Source organism: Novosphingobium mississippiense, from assembly GCF_044029535.1.
GTDB lineage: Bacteria > Pseudomonadota > Alphaproteobacteria > Sphingomonadales > Sphingomonadaceae > Novosphingobium.
Genome location: NZ_CP147001.1, coordinates 3559102 through 3581971 on the forward strand (window position 1 = coordinate 3559102; position 22870 = coordinate 3581971).

At 65.5% G+C, this 22870-nt stretch carries 21 protein-coding genes; 10 read left to right on the forward strand and 11 right to left on the reverse strand.

Annotated features, from left to right (window positions below):
* Positions 1-128 precede the first annotated feature (128 nt).
* Positions 129-1040 carry a DMT family transporter gene (locus WBP06_RS16930; RefSeq protein ID WP_395330082.1) on the reverse strand — a complete coding sequence of 304 codons (912 nt, stop codon included), beginning with the start codon at positions 1038-1040 and terminating at the stop codon, positions 129-131.
* A gap of 181 nt (positions 1041-1221) precedes the next feature.
* On the opposite strand from WBP06_RS16930, the gene WBP06_RS16935 reads away from it, so the two are divergent.
* From WBP06_RS16935 to WBP06_RS16945, 3 genes are all read left to right on the forward strand, one after another.
* Positions 1222-2748 (forward strand): L,D-transpeptidase family protein, encoded by a 1527-nt coding sequence (locus WBP06_RS16935; RefSeq protein ID WP_395330084.1) that lies wholly within the window; start codon positions 1222-1224, stop codon positions 2746-2748.
* 147 nt (positions 2749-2895) lie between these two features.
* The gene (locus WBP06_RS16940; RefSeq protein WP_395330086.1) at positions 2896-3177 is read left to right on the forward strand and encodes a hypothetical protein; all 282 of its coding nucleotides are present in this window, start codon (positions 2896-2898) and stop codon (positions 3175-3177) included.
* Between the two features lie 32 nt (positions 3178-3209).
* Complete coding sequence (locus tag WBP06_RS16945) at positions 3210-3509, forward strand: hypothetical protein (RefSeq protein WP_395330089.1); 300 nt, start codon at positions 3210-3212, stop codon at positions 3507-3509.
* Between the two features lie 11 nt (positions 3510-3520).
* Here WBP06_RS16945 and WBP06_RS16950 read toward each other — a convergent pair whose 3' ends face one another.
* Positions 3521-3973 carry a YaiI/YqxD family protein gene (locus WBP06_RS16950; protein WP_395330092.1) on the reverse strand — a complete coding sequence of 151 codons (453 nt, stop codon included), beginning with the start codon at positions 3971-3973 and terminating at the stop codon, positions 3521-3523.
* Positions 3974-4018: 45 nt separating this feature from the next.
* Positions 4019-4504 (reverse strand): hypothetical protein, encoded by a 486-nt coding sequence (locus WBP06_RS16955; RefSeq protein ID WP_395330094.1) that lies wholly within the window; start codon positions 4502-4504, stop codon positions 4019-4021.
* A gap of 123 nt (positions 4505-4627) precedes the next feature.
* On the opposite strand from WBP06_RS16955, the gene WBP06_RS16960 reads away from it, so the two are divergent.
* The gene (locus WBP06_RS16960; RefSeq protein ID WP_395330096.1) at positions 4628-5278 is read left to right on the forward strand and encodes a glutathione S-transferase family protein; all 651 of its coding nucleotides are present in this window, start codon (positions 4628-4630) and stop codon (positions 5276-5278) included.
* Between the two features lie 5 nt (positions 5279-5283).
* Here WBP06_RS16960 and recQ read toward each other — a convergent pair whose 3' ends face one another.
* Positions 5284-7071 carry a DNA helicase RecQ gene (gene recQ / locus WBP06_RS16965; RefSeq protein WP_395330098.1) on the reverse strand — a complete coding sequence of 596 codons (1788 nt, stop codon included), beginning with the start codon at positions 7069-7071 and terminating at the stop codon, positions 5284-5286.
* A 147-nt stretch (positions 7072-7218) separates the two neighbouring features.
* Between recQ and WBP06_RS16970 the strand changes: the two genes are divergently transcribed.
* Positions 7219-8064: an SDR family NAD(P)-dependent oxidoreductase gene (locus tag WBP06_RS16970; RefSeq protein WP_395330100.1), complete on the forward strand. Its 846-nt coding sequence runs from the start codon at positions 7219-7221 to the stop codon at positions 8062-8064.
* 65 nt (positions 8065-8129) lie between these two features.
* Here WBP06_RS16970 and WBP06_RS16975 read toward each other — a convergent pair whose 3' ends face one another.
* The gene (locus tag WBP06_RS16975; protein WP_395330102.1) at positions 8130-9329 is read right to left on the reverse strand and encodes a cation:proton antiporter; all 1200 of its coding nucleotides are present in this window, start codon (positions 9327-9329) and stop codon (positions 8130-8132) included.
* A gap of 276 nt (positions 9330-9605) precedes the next feature.
* On the opposite strand from WBP06_RS16975, the gene WBP06_RS16980 reads away from it, so the two are divergent.
* Entirely contained in the window at positions 9606-9908 is a 303-nt protein-coding gene (locus WBP06_RS16980; protein ID WP_395330104.1) for a hypothetical protein, read from the forward strand.
* Between the two features lie 14 nt (positions 9909-9922).
* On the opposite strand, the gene metH is transcribed toward WBP06_RS16980, so the two are convergent.
* The 5 genes from metH to WBP06_RS17005 are packed head-to-tail and all read right to left on the reverse strand — an operon-like array spanning position 9923 to position 16098.
* Positions 9923-12574 carry a methionine synthase gene (gene metH / locus WBP06_RS16985; RefSeq protein ID WP_395330106.1) on the reverse strand — a complete coding sequence of 884 codons (2652 nt, stop codon included), beginning with the start codon at positions 12572-12574 and terminating at the stop codon, positions 9923-9925.
* A gap of 29 nt (positions 12575-12603) precedes the next feature.
* On the reverse strand, positions 12604-13137 hold the full coding sequence (locus WBP06_RS16990; RefSeq protein ID WP_395330108.1) for a GNAT family N-acetyltransferase: 534 nt from the start codon (positions 13135-13137) through the stop codon (positions 12604-12606).
* Positions 13138-13145: 8 nt separating this feature from the next.
* On the reverse strand, positions 13146-14195 hold the full coding sequence (locus WBP06_RS16995) for a homocysteine S-methyltransferase family protein (RefSeq protein WP_395334237.1): 1050 nt from the start codon (positions 14193-14195) through the stop codon (positions 13146-13148).
* Positions 14195-15097 carry a methylenetetrahydrofolate reductase [NAD(P)H] gene (gene metF, locus WBP06_RS17000; protein WP_395330110.1) on the reverse strand — a complete coding sequence of 301 codons (903 nt, stop codon included), beginning with the start codon at positions 15095-15097 and terminating at the stop codon, positions 14195-14197. Before metF ends, WBP06_RS16995 begins: the two co-directional genes overlap by 1 nt.
* Positions 15094-16098 (reverse strand): ArsR/SmtB family transcription factor, encoded by a 1005-nt coding sequence (locus WBP06_RS17005; RefSeq protein ID WP_395330112.1) that lies wholly within the window; start codon positions 16096-16098, stop codon positions 15094-15096. The genes metF and WBP06_RS17005 overlap by 4 nt, the downstream gene beginning before the upstream one ends.
* A gap of 167 nt (positions 16099-16265) precedes the next feature.
* On the opposite strand from WBP06_RS17005, the gene WBP06_RS17010 reads away from it, so the two are divergent.
* Together WBP06_RS17010 and WBP06_RS17015 are read left to right on the forward strand one after the other, a co-directional pair.
* On the forward strand, positions 16266-16442 hold the full coding sequence (locus WBP06_RS17010) for a hypothetical protein (RefSeq protein WP_185928626.1): 177 nt from the start codon (positions 16266-16268) through the stop codon (positions 16440-16442).
* 204 nt (positions 16443-16646) lie between these two features.
* Positions 16647-18302: an NAD+ synthase gene (locus WBP06_RS17015; RefSeq protein ID WP_395330115.1), complete on the forward strand. Its 1656-nt coding sequence runs from the start codon at positions 16647-16649 to the stop codon at positions 18300-18302.
* A gap of 37 nt (positions 18303-18339) precedes the next feature.
* Here WBP06_RS17015 and WBP06_RS17020 read toward each other — a convergent pair whose 3' ends face one another.
* A complete protein-coding gene (locus WBP06_RS17020; RefSeq protein ID WP_395330117.1) occupies positions 18340-19905 on the reverse strand; it encodes a S10 family peptidase in 1566 nt (521 codons plus the stop codon).
* Between the two features lie 166 nt (positions 19906-20071).
* Here WBP06_RS17020 and gltX point away from each other — a divergent pair, with 166 nt between their 5' ends.
* Positions 20072-21403, forward strand: a complete 1332-nt coding sequence (gltX, locus tag WBP06_RS17025) for a glutamate--tRNA ligase (protein WP_395334239.1) — start codon at positions 20072-20074, stop codon at positions 21401-21403.
* Between the two features lie 154 nt (positions 21404-21557).
* Complete coding sequence (locus WBP06_RS17030; protein WP_395330119.1) at positions 21558-22829, forward strand: MFS transporter; 1272 nt, start codon at positions 21558-21560, stop codon at positions 22827-22829.
* Positions 22830-22870 lie beyond the last annotated feature (41 nt).

A 22870-nucleotide genomic window follows, 5' to 3' on the forward strand; every position in this document is an offset into this window, starting at 1 on the left:
CCCCCTTCACGGAACCGAACTGGCCAGGTCCCGAAAAGGATCGCCGTGCTGCATCGCGACAAAGCGGAGTCTGCGGCCCCGCCGATGCGCGTTCCGGACCATAAGGTCAAGGGGGGGCGGGTACTGACCTACGATGTGTGACTTGCGTTTCTTGCACCGATCCAGCAGCCCGCAACGATCAGCAATGTGCCTGCAACGGTGGCCATGCCCAGCCGCTCTCCGAACATCAGCCAGCCCAGCAGCGCGGCCCAGAGGAAACCGGTGTACTCGATGGGGAGCAGCACTTGCGTTTCGGCGCGGGCGTAACCCCATGAAAGAAAAAGCAATGCACTGGTCGCCAAGGCCGCGCCGGCAAGGATGAAGCCCAGGCTGCGAAGATCGGGAACGACCGCCAGCCAAGGCGAAAAAGCCAGGAAAATCAAGGTTACGCCAAGGTTCTGGAACATCGCCACTTCCACCGGCCTGGCCAGCAGGGCCTGCTTCCGCTGGAGCACGAGGTTCACCGCATAGAAGACCGAGGAGACGAGGACGGCCACCGTTCCCTGCACCGCCTGCTGCGAATATTCGCCGCCGCCCAGCTTTCCGGCCAGTATCACCACGACGCCGACGACCCCGAGCAACGAGGCGAGGATAGCCTGCGGGCGGATCTTCTCGCCCAGAAGCAGCGCTGCGAAATAGAGCGCGATGATCGGCGAGAGGAAAGACAAGGCCATCCCCTCGGCCATAGGAATTCGTGCAAGGCCATAGAAAAAGAGTGCGGCCATGGCCGAAGTGATCGCCGCGCGCTGCACATGGACCGTCAGAACCGGGCGTGTGGGGGTGGGCCTGCCGGCCGCCAGCCATAGCGGAAAGGTCATCAGCGTGCCGAACAGGTTGCGCAGCAGCAGTGCGGTATAGACGCCCACGGCCAGCGAGGCGCCCTTGATCGTCGCGTCCATCATGCTGAACGTGGCGATACCGGCGACGACTGCCAGCACGGGCGCGGATCGCGCGAACAGCGATTGGTGGATCGGAGAGGAGGAGGGCGCCGGCGCGTGCATGACCGCTTGCCTGTCGCCCCCTGCAAGCCTGCGCGCAAGCAATTCATCGCAGGGTCAGGCGAAATCCTTGAATTGGGCACTATATGGGGGCAAAGCGGATTTATCCGGCAGCCGGTTTTCGCGGCCGCGGTTCCCCCATGCATGACGACGTGGGCTTTATGACAGACAGGTTCAGGACAAGATGGCGAGTTTGAAGCGGTTCGGTTGCAGCGTGCTGGCGGTTGTCGCGGCAACGGGCCTGGTGGCGCAGCCCGTGGTGGCTCAGAAAACGGACACCACGGCGACCCCGAAGGCCAAGAAGCTTTCGACGCCCACCTCGATCCTGCCCGCCGCGCAGGCAACACCGCAACCTGCCGCGACCGCGCAACCCAAGGCTACGCCCTCCTCGGCACCGACGCCGAAGGCTACGCCCTCTTCGGTGCCAACGGCCGCTCCGACGACTGGGCCAACGTCCGCCCCCGGCGGCGTGCCCCCGGTGGTGCCGATTGCGGCGCCCGCGCCCGGTCAGCCTGGTCAGCACGACGCGCTGCTGGCGGAGCCGGTGATGTCGTGGTCTTTGGCGGACGCCAAGGCACTGCTCCAGACGATCGGCTATATCGGCAAGGAAGGCCTGGTTCCGGCAGATTACCAGCCCGCCGCGTTGAAGGCGGCGATCGCCAAGGGCGAGGGTGACGAGCTGGACCAGCTGGCCAGCCGCGTGTTCGGCTGGTTGATCGAGGATCTTCGTGATGGCCGCACGCCGATGACGGCGCGCGTGCAGTGGTTCGCGGTCGATCCCGATCAGGACGTGATGCCCACCGCGCAGCTCATGGCGCAGGCACTTTCGGACCATGACATCGCCGGCGTGGTCGACAAACTGGCGCCCACCAATCCGGACTATGCCGCGCTGAAGGCCGCGTACAATGCCACGCCGGCGACGGACAAGGCGAAGCGCGCGCTGATCCAGGCCAACATGGATCGCTGGCGCTGGCTCGCCCGCGATCTGGGCGACGTCTACCTGATGACCAACGTGCCGGAATTCCAGCTTCGCCTGGTGGTGAAGAACAAGATCATCCGCACCTACAAGACGGTGGTCGGCAAGCCCGGCCGCACGGCGACGCCGCAGCTGGCCGAAACGGTGACGGCGGTGGTCTTCAACCCCACCTGGACGGTGCCGCAGTCGATCGTGAAGGGCGAAGGGCTCGGCGCGAAAGTGCTGAACAATCCGGGCTGGGCGAAATCGGCCGGCTACAAGGCGACCAAGAGCGCGGACGGCGTGATCACCGTGGTCCAGCAGCCGGGGCCGGGCAACTCGCTGGGCCTGATGAAGATCGACATGCCCAACCCGCACGCGATCTACCTGCACGACACTCCATCCAAGCAATACTTCAATGCCGACGTGCGCGCGTTCAGCCACGGCTGCATCCGCACCGAGCGCGCGGTGGAACTGGGCATGACGATGGCGATCCTGGGCGCGCAGAAGACCGCGACCGAAGCGGCTGACATCTCGCGCTCCGGCCAGTATACCAAGGTGGAGATGACGCGGACCTTCCCGGTCTACATCTCGTACTTCACTTTCGCGCGCGCGATCGACGGCCAACTGACGTCGTTCAACGATATCTACGGCCGGGACAAGCCGGTGCTCGACAGCTTCAACGCCCCGCGCCAGCTGAAGACCACCCAGCGCGCGAGCGAGGAAGAAGTCATCAAGCTGGATAACCCGCTTTAAGGCCCGAATCTGCGGCAGGCCGTTCGTGGATGCGAATGGCTTGCCGCCGCCCAAACTCAACGTGTGGGCGATTGGCGGGGCTTCGGCCTTGCCTCGCACGGCATCGGTAGCCACCTAGGCGGACGTTATCTGCCGAGGACACCGATCATGAGCGAGAACACCGACCGTATTGGTGAGGCGACCGCCCGGATCGTCGAACTCGAAGCCGAGCTTGAAGCCTCGGGCACCACCACCCGTGCCGAAGCCGAGTTGGCCCGCGCCAAGGCGCTGCTGCACGAATGGGTGGACAGCGTGGTGGCCGTGGTGGCGACGCCCGGCGTCGGCCGCGCGGTGCTGATCCACGATAACGGCACCGAATCGCGCATCGCCTCGCCCGATCTGCCGTTCCGGCTCGCAGTGCCGGTTTCCTTCGACCAGCGGGAAAGCTAAGCCGTCGCATACCCACCGATGGGAGTGCGACGATGGTCTGGGATTTGCGGCGCGCCCTGCTCCGCAAGGAAGAGTTTGAATCGGGGCGCCTCACCGATTTCGAGTTTCGCGAGACCGTTCGCACGCTCAAGCTGATGGCGCGGGCGTTCGGCGCTGATGAGGCGCCGGTTCTCGATGCGCTGATCGAGCATGGTTTCGAAGCCGCGCTTCACGGTTTTCCCGAAATGCTGGGCGAGGAAATGCGCGAAGCGGTTTCCCTGCGCCTGCGCAAGGAAGCGCGCCAGATGTTGACCCGCGAACGCGGCGATCCGACGCCCTATCGGCTAGGCTGACGAGTCTTCGGTCAGCCGCGCCGCTGCAACTTCACCAGCACCTGGTCCAGACTCGACAGGAACCGCGAACGGTCCTGTTTGCTGAACGGCGGCGGTCCGCCGATCACGTCGCCGTCGGCGCGCAAGTCCGCCATGATCGCGCGGGTGGCGATGGCGCCGCCGATAGAGGCCATGGTGAAGGGCTTGCCGTTCGGCGCCAGAACGTCCGCGTCCAGCTTCAGGCAGCGATCGGCCAGCAGGATATCGGCGGTGATCACCACCGTCCCCGCCGCGGTGTTCTCCACGATCCAGTCGTCGGCGGCATCGAAGGCGTCGCTCACCAGCTTGCGCGCGATGAGCGCCGATTGCGGCACCCGGATCGGGCTGTTGCTGACGACCACCACCGGCACTTTGTAGCGCTCGGCGACGCGGTAGGTTTCGTCCTTCACCGGGCAGGCGTCGGCATCGATCAATATGCGGATCATGCCGTTCTATACTGCATGCGGGGCAAATGACGAACTGCCGTATTCCTAGGGTGGTGTTTTGGCCAGCGGCAATTCGTCCTCACCCCAGCCGATGCGTGAAGGGCGCACGGAATGCGCGAGTCTGGCAAGTTTGTAGCCGCGTGGCAAAGCGCTTTGCAGGCATTGGGCGCTCGCATTGGTGATGCCGCTCATGAAGAAGCGGTCCGGCATGTCGTAAAGCTGCCCGGATGGAGTTTCATAGGAACGGATCGAATAGGCCGTTACTTCACACTTGGCCGCGATCCTTGAAAACAGCGCGAAACCCTGCCCATTTTCGGAGATTGTAAGAGGCGGATATTCGGGGTCGTAGGAATGCGATGAGCGCAGGAAATTGATTTTAGCCTTGCGCTGCTTCGCCTCAAGTTCCGGCATGAATGCCACCCAATCCGCGTTGATTTCTTGGTCCGCGGTATCGCGCGGCGTAAACAGGTAGAGTCCGTCCGCGAACGCCAGACTTATGGCAAGAACAACGAGTAAGGTTCGCCTTTTCATTGGCAAATGATGCCTGCGGCCTGTTTGTGCCGCAATATGGGAAGGTCATTGAACAGGGGACGCTCCCTATTGCCGAACGGCCGTGCGCCGCCCATCATGCAGTGAAACCGGAGAGCCGCCATAATGCAGCAGCCGACGATCACCGCCTTTGCCTGCTCGCCGGATCGCGGGCGGGGCCTCGCGCGCGATATGGCCGTGCGTTGGGCACTGGAGGAAGTGGGCCAGCCCTATGCCGTGCGGCTCGTCTCGTTCGAGGAGATGAAGCAGCCGGCGCATCGCTCGCGCAATCCGTTCGGCCAGATTCCGACCTACGAACAGGGTGATCTCGCGCTGTTCGAGTCCGGGGCTATCGTGCTGCATCTAGCGCAGACTCATGGCGGCTTGTTGCCGGAGGACGGCGATGCGCGGATGCGGGCGGTGATGTGGATGTTCGCGGCGCTCAGCACGGTGGAGCCGGTGATCGTGCAGCGCTCCGAGGTCCTGTTGTTCGAGCGCGAGCGTCCCTGGTATGAAACGCGCCTGGCTTCCATCGAGGAGCGGATCGCCGCGCGGCTGGCCGAACTCGCCACGCGTCTCGGCACGGAGGAATGGCTCGACGGCTATTTCAGCGCGGGCGATCTGATGATGGTGCAGGTCTTGCGGCGGCTGGGCGGTTCCGACCTGCTGGCCGCCAACGAGACCGTGCTTGGCTATGTCGCGCGAGGCGAGGCGCGGCCTGCCTTCCAGCGGGCCTTCGCCGCCCAACGTGCGGTGTTCGTGGACGCGGCCAGCTAAGGACTTCAGTGCTGGCGGATCACCGCCAGGAATTCCTCGCCATAGGCTTCCAGCTTGCGCGCGCCGATGCCGCCGATCGCCCCCATTTCGGCCAGCGTTGCCGGACGGGCATTGGCCATTTCGCGCAAGGTGGCGTCGTGGAAGATGACGTAGGGCGGCACGCCGGCCTGCTGGGCGAGATCGCGGCGCAGCGCGCGCAGCGCTTCGAACAGCGGATGGCCGACCGGGTTGGCGCCACTGTCGCTGCCGCCGCCGCGCCTTTTGCGCTCACGCTTGGGCGGCACGACGATGGCGACGGCGGCCTCTCCCTTCAGGATCGCGCGGGCGTCGCCGCCCAGCGACAGGCCGCCATGCTCGGTGGGCAGCAGGCTACCGCGTGCCTGAAGCGCGCGGGCGAGCGATTTCAGCAGCGGCTTTTCGTCTTCGGTCAGGATGCCGAAGACCGAAAGCTGATCATGCCCGCGTTGCAGCACGCGGTCGTCGCTGATCCCGCAAAGCACCTTTTCGAGATGGCCCAGGCCATAGCTCTGCCCGGTGCGGTACACGGCGGAAAGCAGCTTGCGGGCCAGTTCGGTGACGTCGACGACGCCCGCCGGTTCCAGGCAGTTGTCGCAATTGCCGCAAGTCTGCGCGGGCGTTTCGCCGAAGTGGCGCAGCAGCACGGCGCGGCGGCATTCGGCGGTCTCGACCAGCGCAGCCAATGAATCGAGGCGCTGGCGCTCGCTCTGCTGGCGGCTGGGATCGACCTCGGAAAGCCGCTGGCGGGCGCGGGCGAAGTCGTCCGCTCCCCAGAACATCACCGCGACCGAGGGATCGCCGTCGCGACCGGCGCGGCCGGTTTCCTGATAATAGGCCTCGATCGACTTGGGGATGCCGGCGTGGGCGACGAAGCGTACGTCCGGCTTGTCGATGCCCATGCCGAAGGCGACCGTGGCCACCATCACCATGTCTTCGGATGCGACGAAGGCCGCCTGATTGCGCGCGCGCACTTCGGGATCGAGCCCGGCATGATAGGGCAGCACGCGGCGGCCGGTGGCGGAGGCCAGCGTTTCGGCCAGTTGCTCGACGCGGGCGCGGGTGGGGGCGTAGACGATGCCCGGGCCCGGGTTCTCGTCCATTACCGCCTTCAGCTGCCGCATCGCGTTTTCGCGCGGGCGGATGGCATAGCGGATGTTCGGCCGGTCGAACCCGGCGACGATCAGGCCCTCGTCCGGAATGCCAAGCTGGGCAAGGATGTCCGACCGGGTGTGATGGTCCGCCGTTGCCGTCAGTGCCAGCCGCGGGACGGTGGGGAAGGCATCGAGCAGCGGTTTCAACAGTCGGTAGTCCGGCCGGAAATCGTGGCCCCATTCGGAAACGCAGTGCGCTTCGTCGATGGCGAAAAGTGCGACGCGCGACTGTTCCAGCAGTTCGCGGAAATAGGGCTGGCTGGCGCGTTCGGGCGCGATGTAGAGCAAGTCCAGCTCGCCCGCGCGGAAGCGGTCCATGGTCTGGCCGCGATCGGCATCGGCGCTGGTCAGCGTGGCGGCGCGGATGCCGTTGGCGGTGGCCGAGCGCAACTGATCGTGCATCAGCGCGATCAGCGGGGAGACGACCACGCAAGTCCCCTCCAGCATGACGGCGGGAAGCTGGTAGGTCAGCGACTTGCCGGCGCCGGTGGGCATCACCGCAAGGGTGGAGCGACCCTCCAGCACGCGGGTGACGACATCCTCCTGCACGCCGCGAAAGGCGGAGAACCCGAAGGTCGCATGGAGCGCTTCGAGAGCATCAGGCAGAAGATCGGCATCGGGCACGGCCGGGCTTATGGCAGAGGCAGGGGGGCGCTGAAAACCGCTTGACCGATGATTTCCTCCGATTCCGCCCCTGTCCCTTGCGGTTTTGCCGCTCGGGTAGTCGAGTTCGCAGTACAAAACGGCAATCGGATTGGTGGAGAGCAAGGCATGGCGCAGCGCGTGGCGGTGGTGACGGGGGCGAGTTCGGGGATCGGGCTGGAAACGGCGCGCGCGCTGGCGGCGCAAGGCTTCCGCGTGTTTGGCGTGGGGCGCGATGCTGCGCGGTGCGCGGCGGCGCAGGCCGAACTTGGCAAGGATGTCGAGATGCTGCGCGGCGATCTTTCGCTGCTGGCCGAGGCCGACCGGCTGGCGGACGAGATTGCCGGCAAGGTCGATCGCATCGACGTGCTGGTGAACAATGCCGGGGGCATGGCGCGCGAACAGGAAATGACGGCGGAAGGGTTCGAGGCGAACTACGTCGCCAATTTCCTGGCGCCGTTCGTGCTGACGGCGCGGCTGTTGCCGTTGCTGCGCAAGGCGGCATCCGATGCGCCAGCGGGCAGTGTGCGGATCGTCAACACCGCGTCCGATGGCAGCGAGATGATTCCCGGGATCAATCTGGGCGATCTGCAGAACCTGGGCAACTGGAGCCCCGGCGCGGCCTATTGCAGCGGCAAGCTGGCCAATGTGCTCCACGCCCGCGCACTGGCGCCGCGATTGGCGGCGGACGGGATCGTCGCCCATTCGGTCCATCCCGGCACCGTTGGCAGCAACTTCTTCTCGCACACGCCGGACAGCGTGCAGGCGGCCTATGGCGATGCGCCGAAGCTGACGAGCGAGCAGGGCGCGGATACGGTGATCTGGCTCGCTTCGGCGGATGAGCCGGGCCGGAGCAGTGGCGGCTACTGGTATGAACGGGCACCGCGAAAGCCGAACCCGCTGGTCGAGGATCCGGCCTTCGTCGGATCGTTCTGGACGGCGGCGGAGGCCCTGGCCGGACGCCCGGGCGTCTGATCGAAAAGAAAAAGGCCGCGTCCGAAGGTATTCCGGACGCGGCCTCTATCCTGCGGCGATCGGTATCAGCCCTCGTTCATGTCGATCTTCGCGAGGCGCGGCTTGACGATCGGCACGGTCATCATCGTGCTCATCACCGCCATCAGCAGCAGCGCGGTGAAGGTCTCCGCCGTGATGATCTTCTTGTCGAGCAGCACGTTGACGAAGATGATCATGATCAGGGCCTTGGTCTGGAGCATCCAGCCGATCACCGAGGCCTCACCCTTCTTCCAGCGCAGCAGTTTCCCGGCCAGATGCACGCCAGCCAGCTTGCCCACTACCGATGCGACCAGGAACAGCAGCGCGGCACCGATCACGGCGATGCCGGCCCCGCCGTCGGTTCCCCAGTTGGTACGCAGGCCGGTGCTGAGGAAGAACACCGGCATCACCGTCAGCAGCAGGAATTCGCGGAACCCGTCCAGCTTCTCACGCGTGAACCAATGCGCGTCGAGCACCACGCCGGCCAGGAAGGCGCCGACCATGAAGTGCAGGCCCGACCAGTCCGCCGCGAAGCCCACGGCTGACAGCCAAATCAGCGAGACGTACCAGCGGTCCTGTTCGCCGATGCGCTTGAACAGCGCGCGGATGACGAGCGAGGCGACCGCGAAGCCGACGAGGAACAGGCCCTGCCGGCTCACGCGTTCCCAGTCGACCAGGATCAGCGCCAGCACGCCCCAGATCGCCACGTCGTCCAGGCTGGCATAGCGCAGCAGGCGCTGGCCGAAGGGGGTGCGGAAGATCTCCAGCTTTTCCATCAGCAGCACCAGGATAGGCAGTGCGGTGACGGCGCAGGCCATGCCCACGCCCAGCACTGCCTGCGGATAGTTGCCGTTGGGGCCGATCCAGCCCGGCGAGCGGAGCAGCACGGCGGCCGCCGCCGCGCCGAACAGCAACGGGGTCAGCAGTGCGCAGGCGGCGGTCAGGCTGGTTTCTCCGCGCCGTTTCCACGCGTTCGACAGATCCAGTTCCACACCGGCGACGAACACGAACATCATCACCGCCCACCAGGCAACGCCGTTCAGTGCGGTCATCACTTGCGGGTTGAAGACGAAGGCATGAAAGTCGGGCGCGGCGCGGCCCAGCACGCCGGGCCCCAGCAGAATGCCGCCGATGATCTGCACGACCACCAGCGGCGCCCAGTGCTCGGTGCGGAGCAGGCGCCAGACCAGATAGGGCGCTGCGAGAATCACCGTCAGCGCGATCAGATAGATTTCAGTCAGGCCCATTGCGCCCGTGTTCCCCCATGGTTCTTTGGGCGAATGCATGACGCGCAGGCGATGCTTTCGCAATGGGGGCGCAAGGTCCGAAGCATCGGACTTGTGGACGCCTTTTCAAGACCATGCGCCCACGGCTGCGAAATTCCGTTGATCGCAGATGTTTAGGCTCTGCGCAGTTTTACACAGATCCGGCTTAGTGCCGCGTCGGAACTGATCGGCGTATTGGCAGTCCGGCAGCGGATACAAACGATTTCATGTCCGCGTTGCTTATAGGGAGAGCTTGTTATGGGACGGTACTTGCACGATGCGCCTGCCAGCCTCGAAGCCACGCTGGGCGCCAGCCCCAACGAATGCCGGATGGCGATGCTGAGCGAGTTGGAATTCGTCGATACCGCGCGCGTGTTGAAGACGCTGGCGCGCGATCGGGGGCATGATGAAGGCGCCGTGGTCGATCGGCTGGCTCGGTTCGGGCTGGACGCGGCGCTCGATCTTCTGGCGGGCGCGGAAGGCGCTGCCGTCAGCGACGCCTTTATGCGCCATCGCGCCCGCTGGCTGGGCGGCCGGTCAGCACGCGTCAAGGCGCACTGACCGGCGCGCGGCCATCAATCGAGGTTCGGACGCAGCCAGCGCTCGGCCGTGGGAAGCTCCACGCCGCGACGGCCGGCATAATCTTCCAGCTGGTCGCGGCCGATGCGGGCGACGCCGAAATACGATGCTTCCGGATGGCCGAAGTAGAAGCCGGAAACCGCCGCCGTCGGCAACATCGCCTGGCTTTCGGTCAGCACGATCCCGGCATTGTCCGAAGCCTTGAGCAGATCGAACAGGATCGGCTTCAGCGAATGGTCCGGGCAGGCGGGGTAGCCGGGGGCGGGGCGGATGCCGCGATATTCCTCGCGGATCAGGGCTTCGTTGGTGAACTGCTCGTCCGGCGCATAACCCCAGAGCGTGGTGCGCACGTGCTGGTGCAGACGTTCGGCAAAGGCTTCGGCGAAGCGGTCGGCCAGTGCCTTCAGCAGAATATCCGAATAGTCGTCGTGCCCGGCCTGGAAGCGTTCCAGGTGCGGTTCGATGCCGTGGATGCCCACGGCGAAGCCGCCCAGCCAGTCATTCTCGGTGTCGATGAAGTCGGCCAGGCAGAAGTTGGCGCGCCCTTGTCCATTTGGCCCGCGCGATTTCTTCACCTGCTGGCGCAGCATCGGGATGCGGGTGACGCCAAGATCGCCCGCCGCCAGCAGCACATCGTCGCCGTCGCGGTGGGCGGGCCAGAAGGCGCAGACGCCCTTGGCGGTCAGCCACTTCTCATCGATGATCTTTGCCAGCATGGCCTGGGCATCGGCATAGAGGTTACGCGCGCTTTCGCCGACCACTTCGTCGTTCAGGATGGCAGGGTAATTGCCTGCCAGTTCCCAGGCGCGGAAGAACGGCGTCCAGTCGAACGTCGCGGCCAGGTCGGCAAGGTCCCATTCCTCGAACACGTGCAGGCCCGGCTGCACCGGCGCGGCGGGCTTTTGCGCGAAGTCCGGCTTGAAGGCATTCGCGCGGGCATCGGCGATGGGCAGCAGATCGCTTTGCCCCTTGCCTTCGCGGGCGATGCGCACCTTCTCGTACTCGTCGGCGACCGAGGCCACGAAGGGCTCCGCCTGCGTGTCCGAAAGCAGCTGCGAGGCGACGCCGACCGCGCGACTGGCGTCGAGCACGTGGACCACCGGGCCCTTGTAGGCCGGATCGATGCGCAGCGCGGTGTGGACCTTGGACGTCGTGGCGCCGCCGATCAGCAGCGGGATGTTCATCTCCGCGCGCTGCATTTCCTCTGCCACGGTCACCATCTCGTCCAGCGAGGGGGTGATCAGGCCCGAAAGGCCGATGATGTCGGCATCGTTCTCGTTCGCGGATTCGAGGATCTTGCTCCAAGGCACCATGACGCCAAGGTCGATCACTTCATAACCATTGCACTGCAGCACGACGCCGACGATGTTCTTGCCGATGTCGTGCACGTCCCCCTTGACGGTGGCCATGATGATGCGGCCCTTGGCTTTGGTGCCCGCGTCCTTTTCCGCCTCGATGAAGGGGATCAGGTGGGCCACCGCCTTCTTCATCACGCGCGCGGACTTCACGACTTGCGGCAGGAACATCTTGCCGCTGCCGAACAGGTCACCCACCACGTTCATGCCGCCCATCAGCGGGCCTTCGATCACCTCGATCGGGCGACCGCCGCGCGCGGCGACCGCGGCGCGCGCTTCCTCGGTATCTTCCACCACATAGGCGTCGATGCCGCGCACCAGCGCGTGCTCGATCCGCTTCACCACGTCCCAGCCGCGCCATTCCTCGGCCGCCTTTTCGGCAACGGTTTCCTTGCCCTTGTAGCTTTCGGCGAGTTCGATCAGGCGTTCGGTGGAGGTCTTGCCATCCTCGCCCACGCCGGGGCGGCGCATCATGATGACGTCTTCGCAGGCCTCGCGCAGGGCCGGATCGATCTGGTCATAGACGTCGAGCTGGCCGGCGTTGACGATCGACATGTCGAGCCCGGCGGGGATCGCGTGGTAGAGGAATACCGAGTGCATCGCCCGGCGCACCGTCTCGTTGCCGCGGAACGAGAACGAGAGGTTGGAAAGACCGCCGGAGAAGTGGACGTGCGGGCAGGCGGCCTTGATCTCGGCCACTGCCTCGATGAAGTCCAACCCGTAGCGGTCATGCTCCTCGATGCCGGTGGCGACGGCGAAGACGTTCGCGTCGAAGATGATATCCTCGGGCGGGAAGCCGATGCCGGTCAGCAGTTCATAGGCGCGCTTGCAGATCTCGACCTTGCGTTCCTTGGTGTCCGCCTGGCCGGTTTCGTCGAACGCCATGACCACCACGGCAGCGCCGTAGTTCATGCACTTGCGGGCCTGCGCCAGGAACGGCTCCACGCCTTCCTTCATCGAGATCGAATTGACGATCGGCTTGCCGGACACGCACTTGAGGCCGGCCTCGATCACCTCCCACTTGGAACTGTCGACCATCACCGGCACGCGGGCGATATCGGGTTCGGCGGCGATCAGGTTGAGGTAGGTGGTCATGGCCTCGACCGCGTCCAGCAGGCCTTCGTCCATGTTGACGTCGATCACCTGCGCGCCGTTTTCCACCTGCTGGCGGGCCACTTCGATGGCGGCGGGATAGTCGCCGGCCATGATCAGCTTCTTGAACTTGGCCGAGCCGGTGACGTTGGTGCGCTCGCCGATATTGACGAAACGGGCGCCGGAAGCAGTCGAGGTCATGGGTCTGGTTCTCTGATTATGGGCCAGATTTACTGGGCAGCGGGCACGAGCGAGCGCGCCAGCACGAGGTCGTCATATGTCTTGCCGCCAACGTCGAACTGGCGGGTGCCGATCTGTTCGAAGCCATGCTTGGCATAGAAGGCGAGGGCGCGCAGGTTGTCGTCCTTGACGCCCAGCAGCAGGCGCTTTTGGCCTTCGGCCGCTTCCATCACGGTGCGCATCAGCGTGCCCGCCATCAGCGAGCCCTGAAAGCGCGAGAGGATATAGATGCGCTTCAGCTCGATATCGCCGTGCTCGGCCTGTTCGAGTTCCGGCGCGCAGATCATCGCATAGCCCACTGGCGCATCGCCCGGCTTCACTTCGGCCAGCCACGCCTTCGCGCCCTTGGCGAAATAGGCGCGGTAGGTCTCCGCCGAATGCGCGGTACGGCAATGTTCGATGATGCCGCCGCCATGGACCATCCCGGCGAAGGCTTCGAGAAACGTCGCCGCGCCGACCAGGGCCAGCGCCTCGGCATCGTCGGGGCCGGCCTGACGGATGCGCCAGAGGGGAATGTCGTTCATGATCCGTCTCAGTCCGCCGGCACCGCGAAGGGTTCCAGGCCGGCAAGCTTGGTTTCGGGCTTGAGGTCCGGAACCTGGCGCGGGGCCATGCCGGCAACCTTTTGCGCGATGGCGCCGATATGCGCCGGGGTGGAGCCGCAGCAGCCGCCCAGCACGTTGACCTGTCCCGCCACGGCCCATTCGCCGACGAAGCCCGCAGTCGTCTCGGGCATTTCGTCATAGGCGCCTAGTTCGTTGGGCAAGCCGGCGTTGGGGTAGATCATGATCAGGGTGTCGGCGATTTCCGACAGCGTCTTCACATGCGGGCGCAACTGGGTGGCGCCGAACGAGCAGTTGAGCCCGATCGTCACCGGATTGGCGTGGCGCACCGCGTACCAGAACGCCTCGACCGTGTGGCCGGAGAGGTTGCGGCCCGAAAGGTCGGTCAGCGTCATCGACAGCATGATCGGCACTTCACGGCCCAGGTCCGCCTCAAGCTGGCGCACGGCCATGATGCCGGCCTTGGCGTTCAGCGTGTCGAACACCGTCTCGATCAGGATGAAATCCGCCCCGCCTTCGACGAGGGCGGCGGCCTGTTCCTTGTAGACATCGACCAGCGTGTCCCAGTCGATCTCGCGGTAGCCGGGATCGTTGACGTCGGGGCTGAGCGAAAGCGTCTTGTTGGTCGGCCCGATGGCGCCGGCAACGAAGCGCGGGCGCCCGTCTTTCGCCTGATACTCGTCCGCTAGACGGCGGGCCAGCTTGGCCGATTCGACATTGATCTCGCGCACGAGATGTTCGGCGCCGTAATCGGCCTGGCTGATGCGGTTGGCCGAGAAGGTATTGGTTTCGGCAATATCGGCCCCGGCCTCGAAATAGGCGCGATGGATCGATTCCGGCACCTCGGGCTTGGTCAGCGCGAGGATGTCGTTGTTGCCCTTCTGGTCGTGGCTCAGGCCCAGGTCGCCGGCATAGTCGGCTTCCGACAGCTTCCAGTTCTGGATCTCGGTGCCGAAGGCGCCGTCGGTGATGAGGACGCGCTTGGCCGCCTCTTCAAGAAATGTCTTACGCGCGCTCATCATGCGCCCTCCGTGGGCCTCAGGCCGAGCAGCTGGCAGATCGCATAGGCCTGCTCCGCGCGGTTGAGGGTGTAGAAATGAAAATCGCGAACGCCGCCCTCGTAAAGCTTTCGACACAAGTCGGCGGCGGCAACCGCGGCGACCAGTGCGCGCGGACCCGGCCGCTCGTCAAGGCCTTCGAACATCGCTTCCAGCCAGACCGGAATCTCGGTGTTGCCGGACATGCGGCGGATCGCGGCGAAGCTGGTCACCGGCATGATGCCGGGCAGGATCGGTGCGGTGATCCCTGCGGCCTGCGCCTTGTCGAGGAAGCGGAAATAGGCATCGGCCGAGAAGAAGAACTGCGTGATCGCGCGGTTGGCACCGGCGTCGATCTTGCGCTTCAGATTGTCCAGATCGCTCTGGGCGCTCGCGGCCTCGGGATGCACTTCGGGATAGGCGGCGACTGAAATGTCGAAATCGTGGCGCGCCTTCAGGCCGGCTACCAGCTCGGCGGCGCTGGCATAGCCCTGCGGATGCGGGGTGAAGACGCCGCCCTGGCTTGGCGGCGGGTCGCCGCGCAGGGCGACGATGTGGCGGACGCCGGCTTCCCAGTACTGGTCGACGATCTTGTCGATCTCGCCCTTGCTGGCGCCCACGCAAGTCAGATGCGCGGCGGGGACCAGGCTGGTCTCGCGGACCAGGCGGGCGACAGTCGAATGGGTACGCTCACGCGTGGAGCCGCCGGCGCCATAGGTCACCGAGACGAACGAGGGGGCCAGCGGGGCGAGCTGGGTGATCGCGTCCCAAAGCTGCTCCTCCATCTTCTCCGTCTTGGGCGGGAAGAATTCGAAGGAGACGGAAATGTCGCCCGGCAGGCACCCGATTGCGGGGGCATGCGTCGGTCGTGAGGCAGACGTCATGGGGTCGCGGTCTTTCTGTCGTTGGATTCGGTGTCGTTTGCAGGTGTCGGCTGGTCGTTCCGGCGCGCTGTCCAAATTTTAACCGTCAGCGGATCGCCGGGCAGCGTGACCGGCGCTTCGGGCGCGAAGCCCGCATCTTCCAGCAGCGCGGCCATCTGATCGTCGGCAAAGCCAAGGCGTGCGTGGGCGTGACGCTCGCGCAAATCCTCGCGCTCATGCGCGGCAAGATCGACCACGGCGATTCGCCCGTCCTTGCGGGTGACGCGGGCGGCTTCGGCCAGCACGGAGGCAGGCTCCTGCGCATAGTGGAGCACCTGATGGAACAGCAGGGTATCGAAGGCCCCATCGGCGAACGGCAGCGCGGTGAAGTCGCCCTGCACCAGCGCGAGCCGTTCCGGTGGCAAAGATTGCAAGCGAGCGCGCGCAATGCGCAACATTTCCGGACTCTTGTCGAGCGCGGTGACGTGGCTGGACTTGCCGGCCAGAAGCTCGGCAATCCGGCCGGTTCCGGTGCCGACATCGAGCAACGCGCCCAGCTTGCTGCGGCCCAAGGCGGCCAGAAGCGCGGATTCGACCGGGCCATCGGCGCCGGTCAATTGGCGCAGCGTGTCCCATTCTTCGGCGTGACGCGCGAAGTACGCTTGGGCGTTTGCTTCGCGCGCGTCGCGGATGGCGGCCAGCTGGCGGCGATCTTCGCTGCAACGCGCCGCAAACGCGGGATCGTCGCGTTCGGCCACGGCCAGCAGGCGTGCGGCGGCGGCGGCCATCGGCGGTTCGCCACTTTCCTTTATGGCGCTGCGCAGGAAGACCCAGCTGCCTTCCTTGCGCCGCGCCGCAAGGCCGGCCTCACACAGGATTCGGATATGGCGCGAGACGCGCGGCTGGCTCTGCCCCAGCACTTGCGCCAGTTCGCCCACCGCCAGTTCCATATGTGCAAGCAGACGCATCATGCGCAGGCGCGTCGGCTCCGAAAGGGCCCTCAGAAGGGGGTCGATTTGCATGGGAGGTCATATAAAGATATCTTTATATGTGCGCAAGCCTGAGGAATTCCGGCGGTTTTGGCCCCCTTACTTCCTATTTGCGTTGCACAAACGTCTCGTCTAAAGAATGCCCCGCAGGCTTGCCTGCAAGCGTTGGCCTGTGCGCCAAACAATGCAAGGGGATTCGCATGAAGAAGATTGCTTTTGCCGCGTTCGCGTCGGCTGCCGCTCTGTCGCTCGCTGCTTGCGGTGGCAACAAGCCCGCCGCTGATGCGACTTCGGAATCGGTTGAAACCGTTCCTGAAGAAACCATGGCCGCTACCACCGACGGTGCGACCGACGCTGCTACCGCGGCTGCCGAGTAATCCGGCCGGGGGCTCGGCAATCGCCATTTCTGGCGAGGCGCCGGCCCCCAGTTGCTTTCCGCCCAAGGTTGCAAGCAACCGAAGGATCATCGGAAAGTCCGTTGAAAAACGGAAAAAGCCCTCCCCGATGGGAGGGTTTTTTATTGCCTGGAATACAGGCATCCCCTGTTGCCGAAGGGCCGGGGCAGGCGCATCAGACATGTGATGCCGGATACGCTCAAGATCACGCTGGCGCAGCTCAACCAGTCCGTCGGCGATCTCGACGGTAACGCCGAAGGCGTTCTGGCTGCCCGCGCAAAGGCGAAGGACGCCGACCTCGTCGTCTTTCCCGAACTGCACCTGGTCGGTTATCCACCGGAAGATCTGATCCTCAAGCCCGCGCTGATCGAGCGCGCCGCTGCGCGCCTGCAGACGCTGGCCGAAGCCACCGCGGCGGATGGCCCGGCGATGCTGGTCGGATCGGCCTTCGTGCTTGATGGTGCGCTGCACAACGGCGTGGCCCTGCTCGATCAGGGGCGCGTCATGGCCGTGCGGCTGAAGCACGAATTGCCGAACTACGGCACGTTCGACGAGATGCGTCTGTTCCAGCCCGGCCCCCTGCCGGAGCCGGTGATTCTGCGCGGCACCCTGATTGGGGTGCCGATCTGCGAGGATATCTGGCGGCCGGAAGTCTGCCGCCATCTGGCCGATTTCGGCGCCGAGATGTTCATCTGCATCAACGGCAGTCCCTATGAAATCAACAAGGATGCGTTGCGCATCGAAGGCGTGGCGAAGCGTCGCGCGGTCGATACAGGGCTGCCGCTGGCCTATCTCAACCGCGTGGGCGGGCAGGATGAGTTGGTGTTCGACGGCGCCAGCTTCGTGGTGAACGGCGATGGCGGATTGGCCGTCCAGCTTGCCGATTGGGAAGAACAGGTGGTGGAAACGCGCTGGACCCGCACGGCGCAGGGTTGGCGCTGCGATCGCGGCAAGCTGGAAACGCTGGCTACGCACCCGGAGGATATCTATTGCGCCATGGTTCTGGCGCTGCGCGACTATGTGAATCGCAACGGCTTTCCCGGCGTCGTTCTGGGCCTGTCCGGCGGGATCGATTCGGCCACCTGCGCGGCCATCGCGGTGGACGCGCTGGGGCCGCAGCGCGTTTGGGGGGTGATGATGCCCTCTCGCTTCACCAGCCGCCAGAGTCTGGACGATGCCGCCGCCTGTGCCGATGCGCTGGGCATCCGCTATTCGGTCCTGCCGATTGGTGAGGCGATTGCCGGCTTCGATTCGATGCTGGGTGAGAGTTTCGAGGGCACCAACCGCGACATTGCCGAAGAAAACCTGCAGGCCCGCATTCGCGGCACCGCGCTGATGGCGCTGTCCAACAAGTTCGGGCCGATGCTGATGACCACCGGCAACAAGAGCGAGATGAGCGTCGGTTATGCGACGATCTATGGCGACATGGCGGGCGGCTACAATCCGCTGAAGGATGCCTACAAGTCGACCGTTTTCGCGATCGCAGGGTGGCGCAACCGCCATGTCCCGCGAATCGGGCTGGGGCCGGCGGGGATCGTGGTTCCCGATTCGACCCTCTTGCGCGAACCCAGCGCCGAACTGCGTGCCGATCAACGCGATTCGGATACGCTGCCGCCCTATGCGGTGCTCGATCCGATCCTGCTGGGCCTGGTCGAGCACGACAAGAGCGTGGAGCAACTGGTCAAGGAGGGGTTCGATCGCGCCACCGTCCAGCAGGTGGAGCGTCTACTGCATATGGCCGAGTACAAGCGCCGGCAGGCATCGCCGGGGGTGAAGCTGACGGCGCGCAATTTCGGGCGCGATCGCCGGTATCCGGTCACCCACGCCTTCCGCAGCGGATGAAAAAGGGCGGCGCGCCGTCTGCGCCGCCCCCTCATTTTCAGCGCGCCGCTTTGGCGTAGAAGCGCTGCATGTCGAGGCGCATCTGGTGGAGTGCCTCGGGGTTCAGGTAGACCATGTGGCCCGCCGGATAGTAGTGGAACTGCAGGTTCTGCTGCAGCGGTGCGGGCAGCATCATGTGCTTCAGGTCACGCTCGGTGGAGAAGAACGGCGTCGCCATGTCGTAATAGCCGTTGAGCGACAGCACGCGCAGGTGCGGATTGGTGCGCATCGCGCTCGACAGGTCGACGGTCACGTCGGCGACGTTCTGGCGGCGGCCATTGCCCGAGGCCGGACTTTCGTGCGCCCAGTCCCACTTGAAGGCGCCGCCTTCGCTGGCGCTCAGGCGATAGTCGAGGTCGGTCCGGTAGCCCAGCTTGTTGCCCAGCAGATCGAGGAAGCTGGCGATGTAGAGCCCGCTGATCGCCGTATCCGAGGCATCGAATTCCGGCCCTTCGCCCGCCGAATCGGCATCGACGCCCAGATAGCGGCCGTCGAAGCGGCCCACCGTCTCCCGATCGCCGCGCAGCAGTTCCTTGCGGAAGCGGTTGAGGTCGATCCGCAGGTTGGCCTGCTTGATGTAGTCTACCGAAATGCCGGTGAAGCGGCTGAGCTGCTGGGCCACCGCGTCCAGTTCGGCGGGGGCAATGTCTTGGCCCTTGGCGAGTGCGCTGGCATAGGCGCCATTGGCGAACTGGCGGGCCTGCGCGACGAATTCCTCCACCGTGGCGGGGCGGTCGGCCACGCGGTTGTGATACCAGGCGACGGCGGCATAGGTCGGCAGGTAGCCGACGTAGATGTTGTCGAAGCCCGACTGGCGCACGCCATAGTTCATGATCGAGGACAGCAGCACCACGCCGTTCAGGGCCATGCCGCGCTGCTGCAGCTGATAGGCCAGCGCGCCGGAGCGGGTGGTGCCATAGCTTTCGCCGAAGATGTACTTGGGATCGCCCCAGCGGCCGTTCTTCGAAACGTAGCGGAAGATCGCCTTGGCAAAAGCGTCGACGTCCTGATCGACGCCGTAGAAATCGGCCGGCTTGGCATCGCCCAACGGGCGCGAGTAGCCGGCGCCGACCGCATCGATGAACACCATGTCGGTGCTGCCGATCAGGCTGTCCGGATTGGGGCCGACATCGTAGGGCGCGGGGGCGACCGCAGCGGGGTCGGTAGTGCGCACGCGTTCGGGACCGAAGCTGCCCATACGCAGCCACAGGCTCGCCGATCCGGGGCCGCCGTTATAGAAGAAGGTGAGCGGGCGGTGCTTACCCGGCGCGGTATAGGCCGTGTAGAACAGGCTGGCCGTCGGCTTGCCCTGTGCATCGCGAACGGTCAGTGTGCCGGCGGTGGCGGTGTAGGAAATCGCCTTGCCGTCGACCGAGACCGAACCGTTGGACGTCTTGGCCGCTTCCTCGACCGGGGCGCTGGCCCAACCATTGGCGACCGCTTCGGCGGCTTTGGCGGCGTGCTGCTTTTCCGCATCGGGCGCGTCTGCCTTCTGGGCGAGAACGGGCTGGGCGAATGCGAGGGAAAGAAGGGAGGCGAAAGCCAGCTTTGCGGGAAGCCGCATGGACGATCCTTTGTTTTTTCGCGGTTTCGGGGGTGCGAACCGGCCGGTATTGGTAATGCATCGGGCCTGTCGGGCAAGGGGATATGTTATACATTTTTGACAGCCGACCAGAGCCGACATGCCGGGGAAATTGACCTCTCGCCACGCGCGCCGTAATCGCGCGGGCATGACCGTCACGCGCTTCGCTCCTTCGCCCACCGGGCACCTTCACGTCGGCAATATCCGCACGGCACTGCACAACTGGCTGCTGGCTAAGCAGGCTGGGGGAAAGTTCCTGCTGCGCATCGACGATACCGACGCGGCACGCTCGAAAGAGGAATATGTCGACGGCATCCATGCCGATCTGGCCTGGCTGGGCATCGAATGGGCGGGCGAGGAGCGCCAATCCGCACGTTTCGCCCTTTATGAGCGTGAGTTCGAGCGGCTGAAGACCGCCGGCCGCGTCTATCCCTGTTGGGAAACCCCGCAGGAACTGGAACTGAAGCGCAAGGTGCTGCTGGGGCGCGGGTTGCCGCCGATCTACGATCGCGGCGCGCTGAGGTTGAGCGAGGAGGAGAAGGCCGGGAAGATCGCCGCCGGGGACCTGCCGCACTGGCGTTTCCTGCTCGATCATGAAGAGCCGATCGCGTGGGAAGACGGCATTCGCGGCGCGCAGAAGTTCGATCCGGCACAGATCAGCGATCCGGTGATCCGCCGCGCGGACGGATCGTGGCTCTACATGCTGCCCTCCGCCATCGACGATATCGACATGGGCGTGACGCAGATCCTGCGCGGAGAAGACCACGTTTCCAACACCGCGGCGCAAGTGCAGATGTTCACCGCGCTCGGCGCGCCAGTGCCTGCCTTTGCGCACGAGGCGCTGTTGGTGGGCACCGAGGGCAAGCTGTCCAAGCGCCTCGGCTCGCTGGGCGTCGCCCATTTCCGCGAGATCGGCATCGAGCCGCAGGCGGTCGTCGCGCTGCTGGGCCGATTGGGCACCAGCGATCCGGTCGATCCTGCGCTTGATGCGGCGGCACTGGCGGCAGCCTTCGACCTTTCGCACTTCGGCCGTGCTCCTGCACGGTTCGATGAGGCGGAGCTGGAGCGCGTCAATGCCGCCGTGGTCCATGCCCTGAGTTTCGACGCGGTGCGTGCGCGCCTGCCCGAAGGCATGGACGCAGCAGGCTGGGACGTGGTGCGGCCCAATCTTGCCCATGTTCACGAGGCGCACGATTGGTGGCGCGTCGTCACCGGCCCGGTGGCCGCGCCTGCGCTTTCGGACGAGGACAAGGCTTTCGCGGTGCAGGCCGCCGACGTGCTGCCTACGCTGGAATGGGACGAGGGTATCTGGAAGGCGCTGACCGGTGCGCTGAAGGATGCCACGGGCCGAAAGGGCAAGGCGCTGTTCCTGCCGCTGCGTCTTGCGCTTACCGGCATGGAGCATGGGCCGGACATGTCGGCGTTGCTGCCGCTGATCGGCCGCGATGCCGCGCTGGAGCGTCTGCGCGCGGCGGGCTGAGGTCCGGGCCTGAGATCCGCCCCTCGAAAAATGCGCGCCCGGCGGGTGTACTTGAGCATCAATTGCCGTAAATCCCCGCCGAATCGCAATTTTCGAAAAGGACGGGGCAAGTGACGGCAGATCAGGGTACTCGCGCAGGCTGGAGCGCGGGCCGGTGAACGAATACCGTCGCAATGCGCGCATCCTCACTGCCAGCCTCGTCGGCACGGCGGTCGAGTTCTACGACTTCTACGTCTACGCCACCGCTGCCGCGCTGGTGTTCGGGCCGCTGTTCTTTCCTTCGCACTCGGCATCGATCCAGCAGCTTGCCGCCTATGCCAGCTTCGGCGTGGCCTTCGTCGCCCGCCCGGTGGGCGCGACGCTGTTCGGCCATTTCGGGGACCGGATCGGGCGCAAGTCCACGCTGGTCGCCTCGCTCCTGTTGATGGGCGGCGCCACCGTCGCCATCGGCCTGCTGCCTACGTACGAGAGCGCGGGCTGGATCGCGCCGTTCCTGCTCTGCCTGATGCGCTTCGCCCAAGGCCTTGGCCTTGGCGGCGAGTGGGGCGGTGCCGCGCTGCTGGCGGTGGAGAACGCCCCGCCCGGCTGGCGCGCGCGCTTCGGCATGTTCCCGCAATTGGGCGCGCCGGTGGGCTTCATCGCCGCCAACGGCCTGTTCCTGGTGTTAAGCCTGACCCTGTCCGAAAGCGATTTCGTGCACTGGGGCTGGCGCATCCCGTTCCTGCTGAGTTCGGTGCTGGTCGGGCTGGGCCTGTGGATCCGCTTCCGCCTGACCGAAACGCCTTCCTTCGCGGCGATGCATGGGGAGCGGCCGAAATCGATCCCCATCGTCGAACTGTTCCGCACCCATTTGCACCAGACCCTGGCGGGCACGTTCGCGGTCGTCGCCTGCTTTGCGATCTACTACCTGACCACCGCTTTCGCGCTGGGCTACGGCACCAAGGAACTCGGCTACGACCGCCAGGCGTTCCTGGGCGTGCAACTGTTCGCGATCCTGTTCATGGCGGTGGGCATCGTGCTGGCCGGCTATGCGGCCGATCGCTGGACTTCGCGCGGGGTGCTGATCGCCGGCAGTGCGGGCGCCATCGTCGTCGGTCTGCTGATGGGGCCGATGTTCGCCGCCGGATCGCTGGCAGCCATCGCGGCCTTCCTCTCGCTCGGCCTGTTCACGATGGGCTTCGTCTATGGCCCGCTCGCTTCGCTGCTGCCGCAGCTGTTCGATGCGCGGGTGCGCTATACCGGATCGTCGATCGCCTTCAATGTCGGCGGCATTCTGGGCGGCGGCTTCGCGCCCGCAATCGCGCAGGGGCTGGTGGACAAGGGCGGCGTGCTGTTCGTCGGCCTCTATATCTCGGTGGCCGCCGTGCTCAGCCTGGTCGGCCTGCTTTGGGTGCCGCGCCATACCGAGGCGGCGTTCGCCGGCTGAACTCTAGCGGAATTCCAATTCGGCGCGCTCGATAGCTGCGA

What these genes read in the sequence shown, in the direction of transcription:
- WBP06_RS16930 (WP_395330082.1), bottom strand. Translation starts at nt 1,040, where the DNA reads ATGCACGCGCCGGCGCCCTCCTCCTCTCCGATCCACCAATCGCTGTTC.
- WBP06_RS16935 (WP_395330084.1), top strand. Translation starts at nt 1,222, where the DNA reads ATGGCGAGTTTGAAGCGGTTCGGTTGCAGCGTGCTGGCGGTTGTCGCG.
- WBP06_RS16940 (WP_395330086.1), top strand. Translation starts at nt 2,896, where the DNA reads ATGAGCGAGAACACCGACCGTATTGGTGAGGCGACCGCCCGGATCGTC.
- WBP06_RS16945 (WP_395330089.1), top strand. Translation starts at nt 3,210, where the DNA reads ATGGTCTGGGATTTGCGGCGCGCCCTGCTCCGCAAGGAAGAGTTTGAA.
- WBP06_RS16950 (WP_395330092.1), bottom strand. Translation starts at nt 3,973, where the DNA reads ATGATCCGCATATTGATCGATGCCGACGCCTGCCCGGTGAAGGACGAA.
- WBP06_RS16955 (WP_395330094.1), bottom strand. Translation starts at nt 4,504, where the DNA reads ATGAAAAGGCGAACCTTACTCGTTGTTCTTGCCATAAGTCTGGCGTTC.
- WBP06_RS16960 (WP_395330096.1), top strand. Translation starts at nt 4,628, where the DNA reads ATGCAGCAGCCGACGATCACCGCCTTTGCCTGCTCGCCGGATCGCGGG.
- WBP06_RS16970 (WP_395330100.1), top strand. Translation starts at nt 7,219, where the DNA reads ATGGCGCAGCGCGTGGCGGTGGTGACGGGGGCGAGTTCGGGGATCGGG.
- WBP06_RS16975 (WP_395330102.1), bottom strand. Translation starts at nt 9,329, where the DNA reads ATGGGCCTGACTGAAATCTATCTGATCGCGCTGACGGTGATTCTCGCA.
- WBP06_RS16980 (WP_395330104.1), top strand. Translation starts at nt 9,606, where the DNA reads ATGGGACGGTACTTGCACGATGCGCCTGCCAGCCTCGAAGCCACGCTG.
- metH (WP_395330106.1), bottom strand. Translation starts at nt 12,574, where the DNA reads ATGACCTCGACTGCTTCCGGCGCCCGTTTCGTCAATATCGGCGAGCGC.
- WBP06_RS16990 (WP_395330108.1), bottom strand. Translation starts at nt 13,137, where the DNA reads ATGAACGACATTCCCCTCTGGCGCATCCGTCAGGCCGGCCCCGACGAT.
- WBP06_RS16995 (WP_395334237.1), bottom strand. Translation starts at nt 14,195, where the DNA reads ATGAGCGCGCGTAAGACATTTCTTGAAGAGGCGGCCAAGCGCGTCCTC.
- metF (WP_395330110.1), bottom strand. Translation starts at nt 15,097, where the DNA reads ATGACGTCTGCCTCACGACCGACGCATGCCCCCGCAATCGGGTGCCTG.
- WBP06_RS17005 (WP_395330112.1), bottom strand. Translation starts at nt 16,098, where the DNA reads ATGCAAATCGACCCCCTTCTGAGGGCCCTTTCGGAGCCGACGCGCCTG.
- WBP06_RS17010 (WP_185928626.1), top strand. Translation starts at nt 16,266, where the DNA reads ATGAAGAAGATTGCTTTTGCCGCGTTCGCGTCGGCTGCCGCTCTGTCG.
- WBP06_RS17015 (WP_395330115.1), top strand. Translation starts at nt 16,647, where the DNA reads ATGCCGGATACGCTCAAGATCACGCTGGCGCAGCTCAACCAGTCCGTC.
- WBP06_RS17020 (WP_395330117.1), bottom strand. Translation starts at nt 19,905, where the DNA reads ATGCGGCTTCCCGCAAAGCTGGCTTTCGCCTCCCTTCTTTCCCTCGCA.
- gltX (WP_395334239.1), top strand. Translation starts at nt 20,072, where the DNA reads ATGACCGTCACGCGCTTCGCTCCTTCGCCCACCGGGCACCTTCACGTC.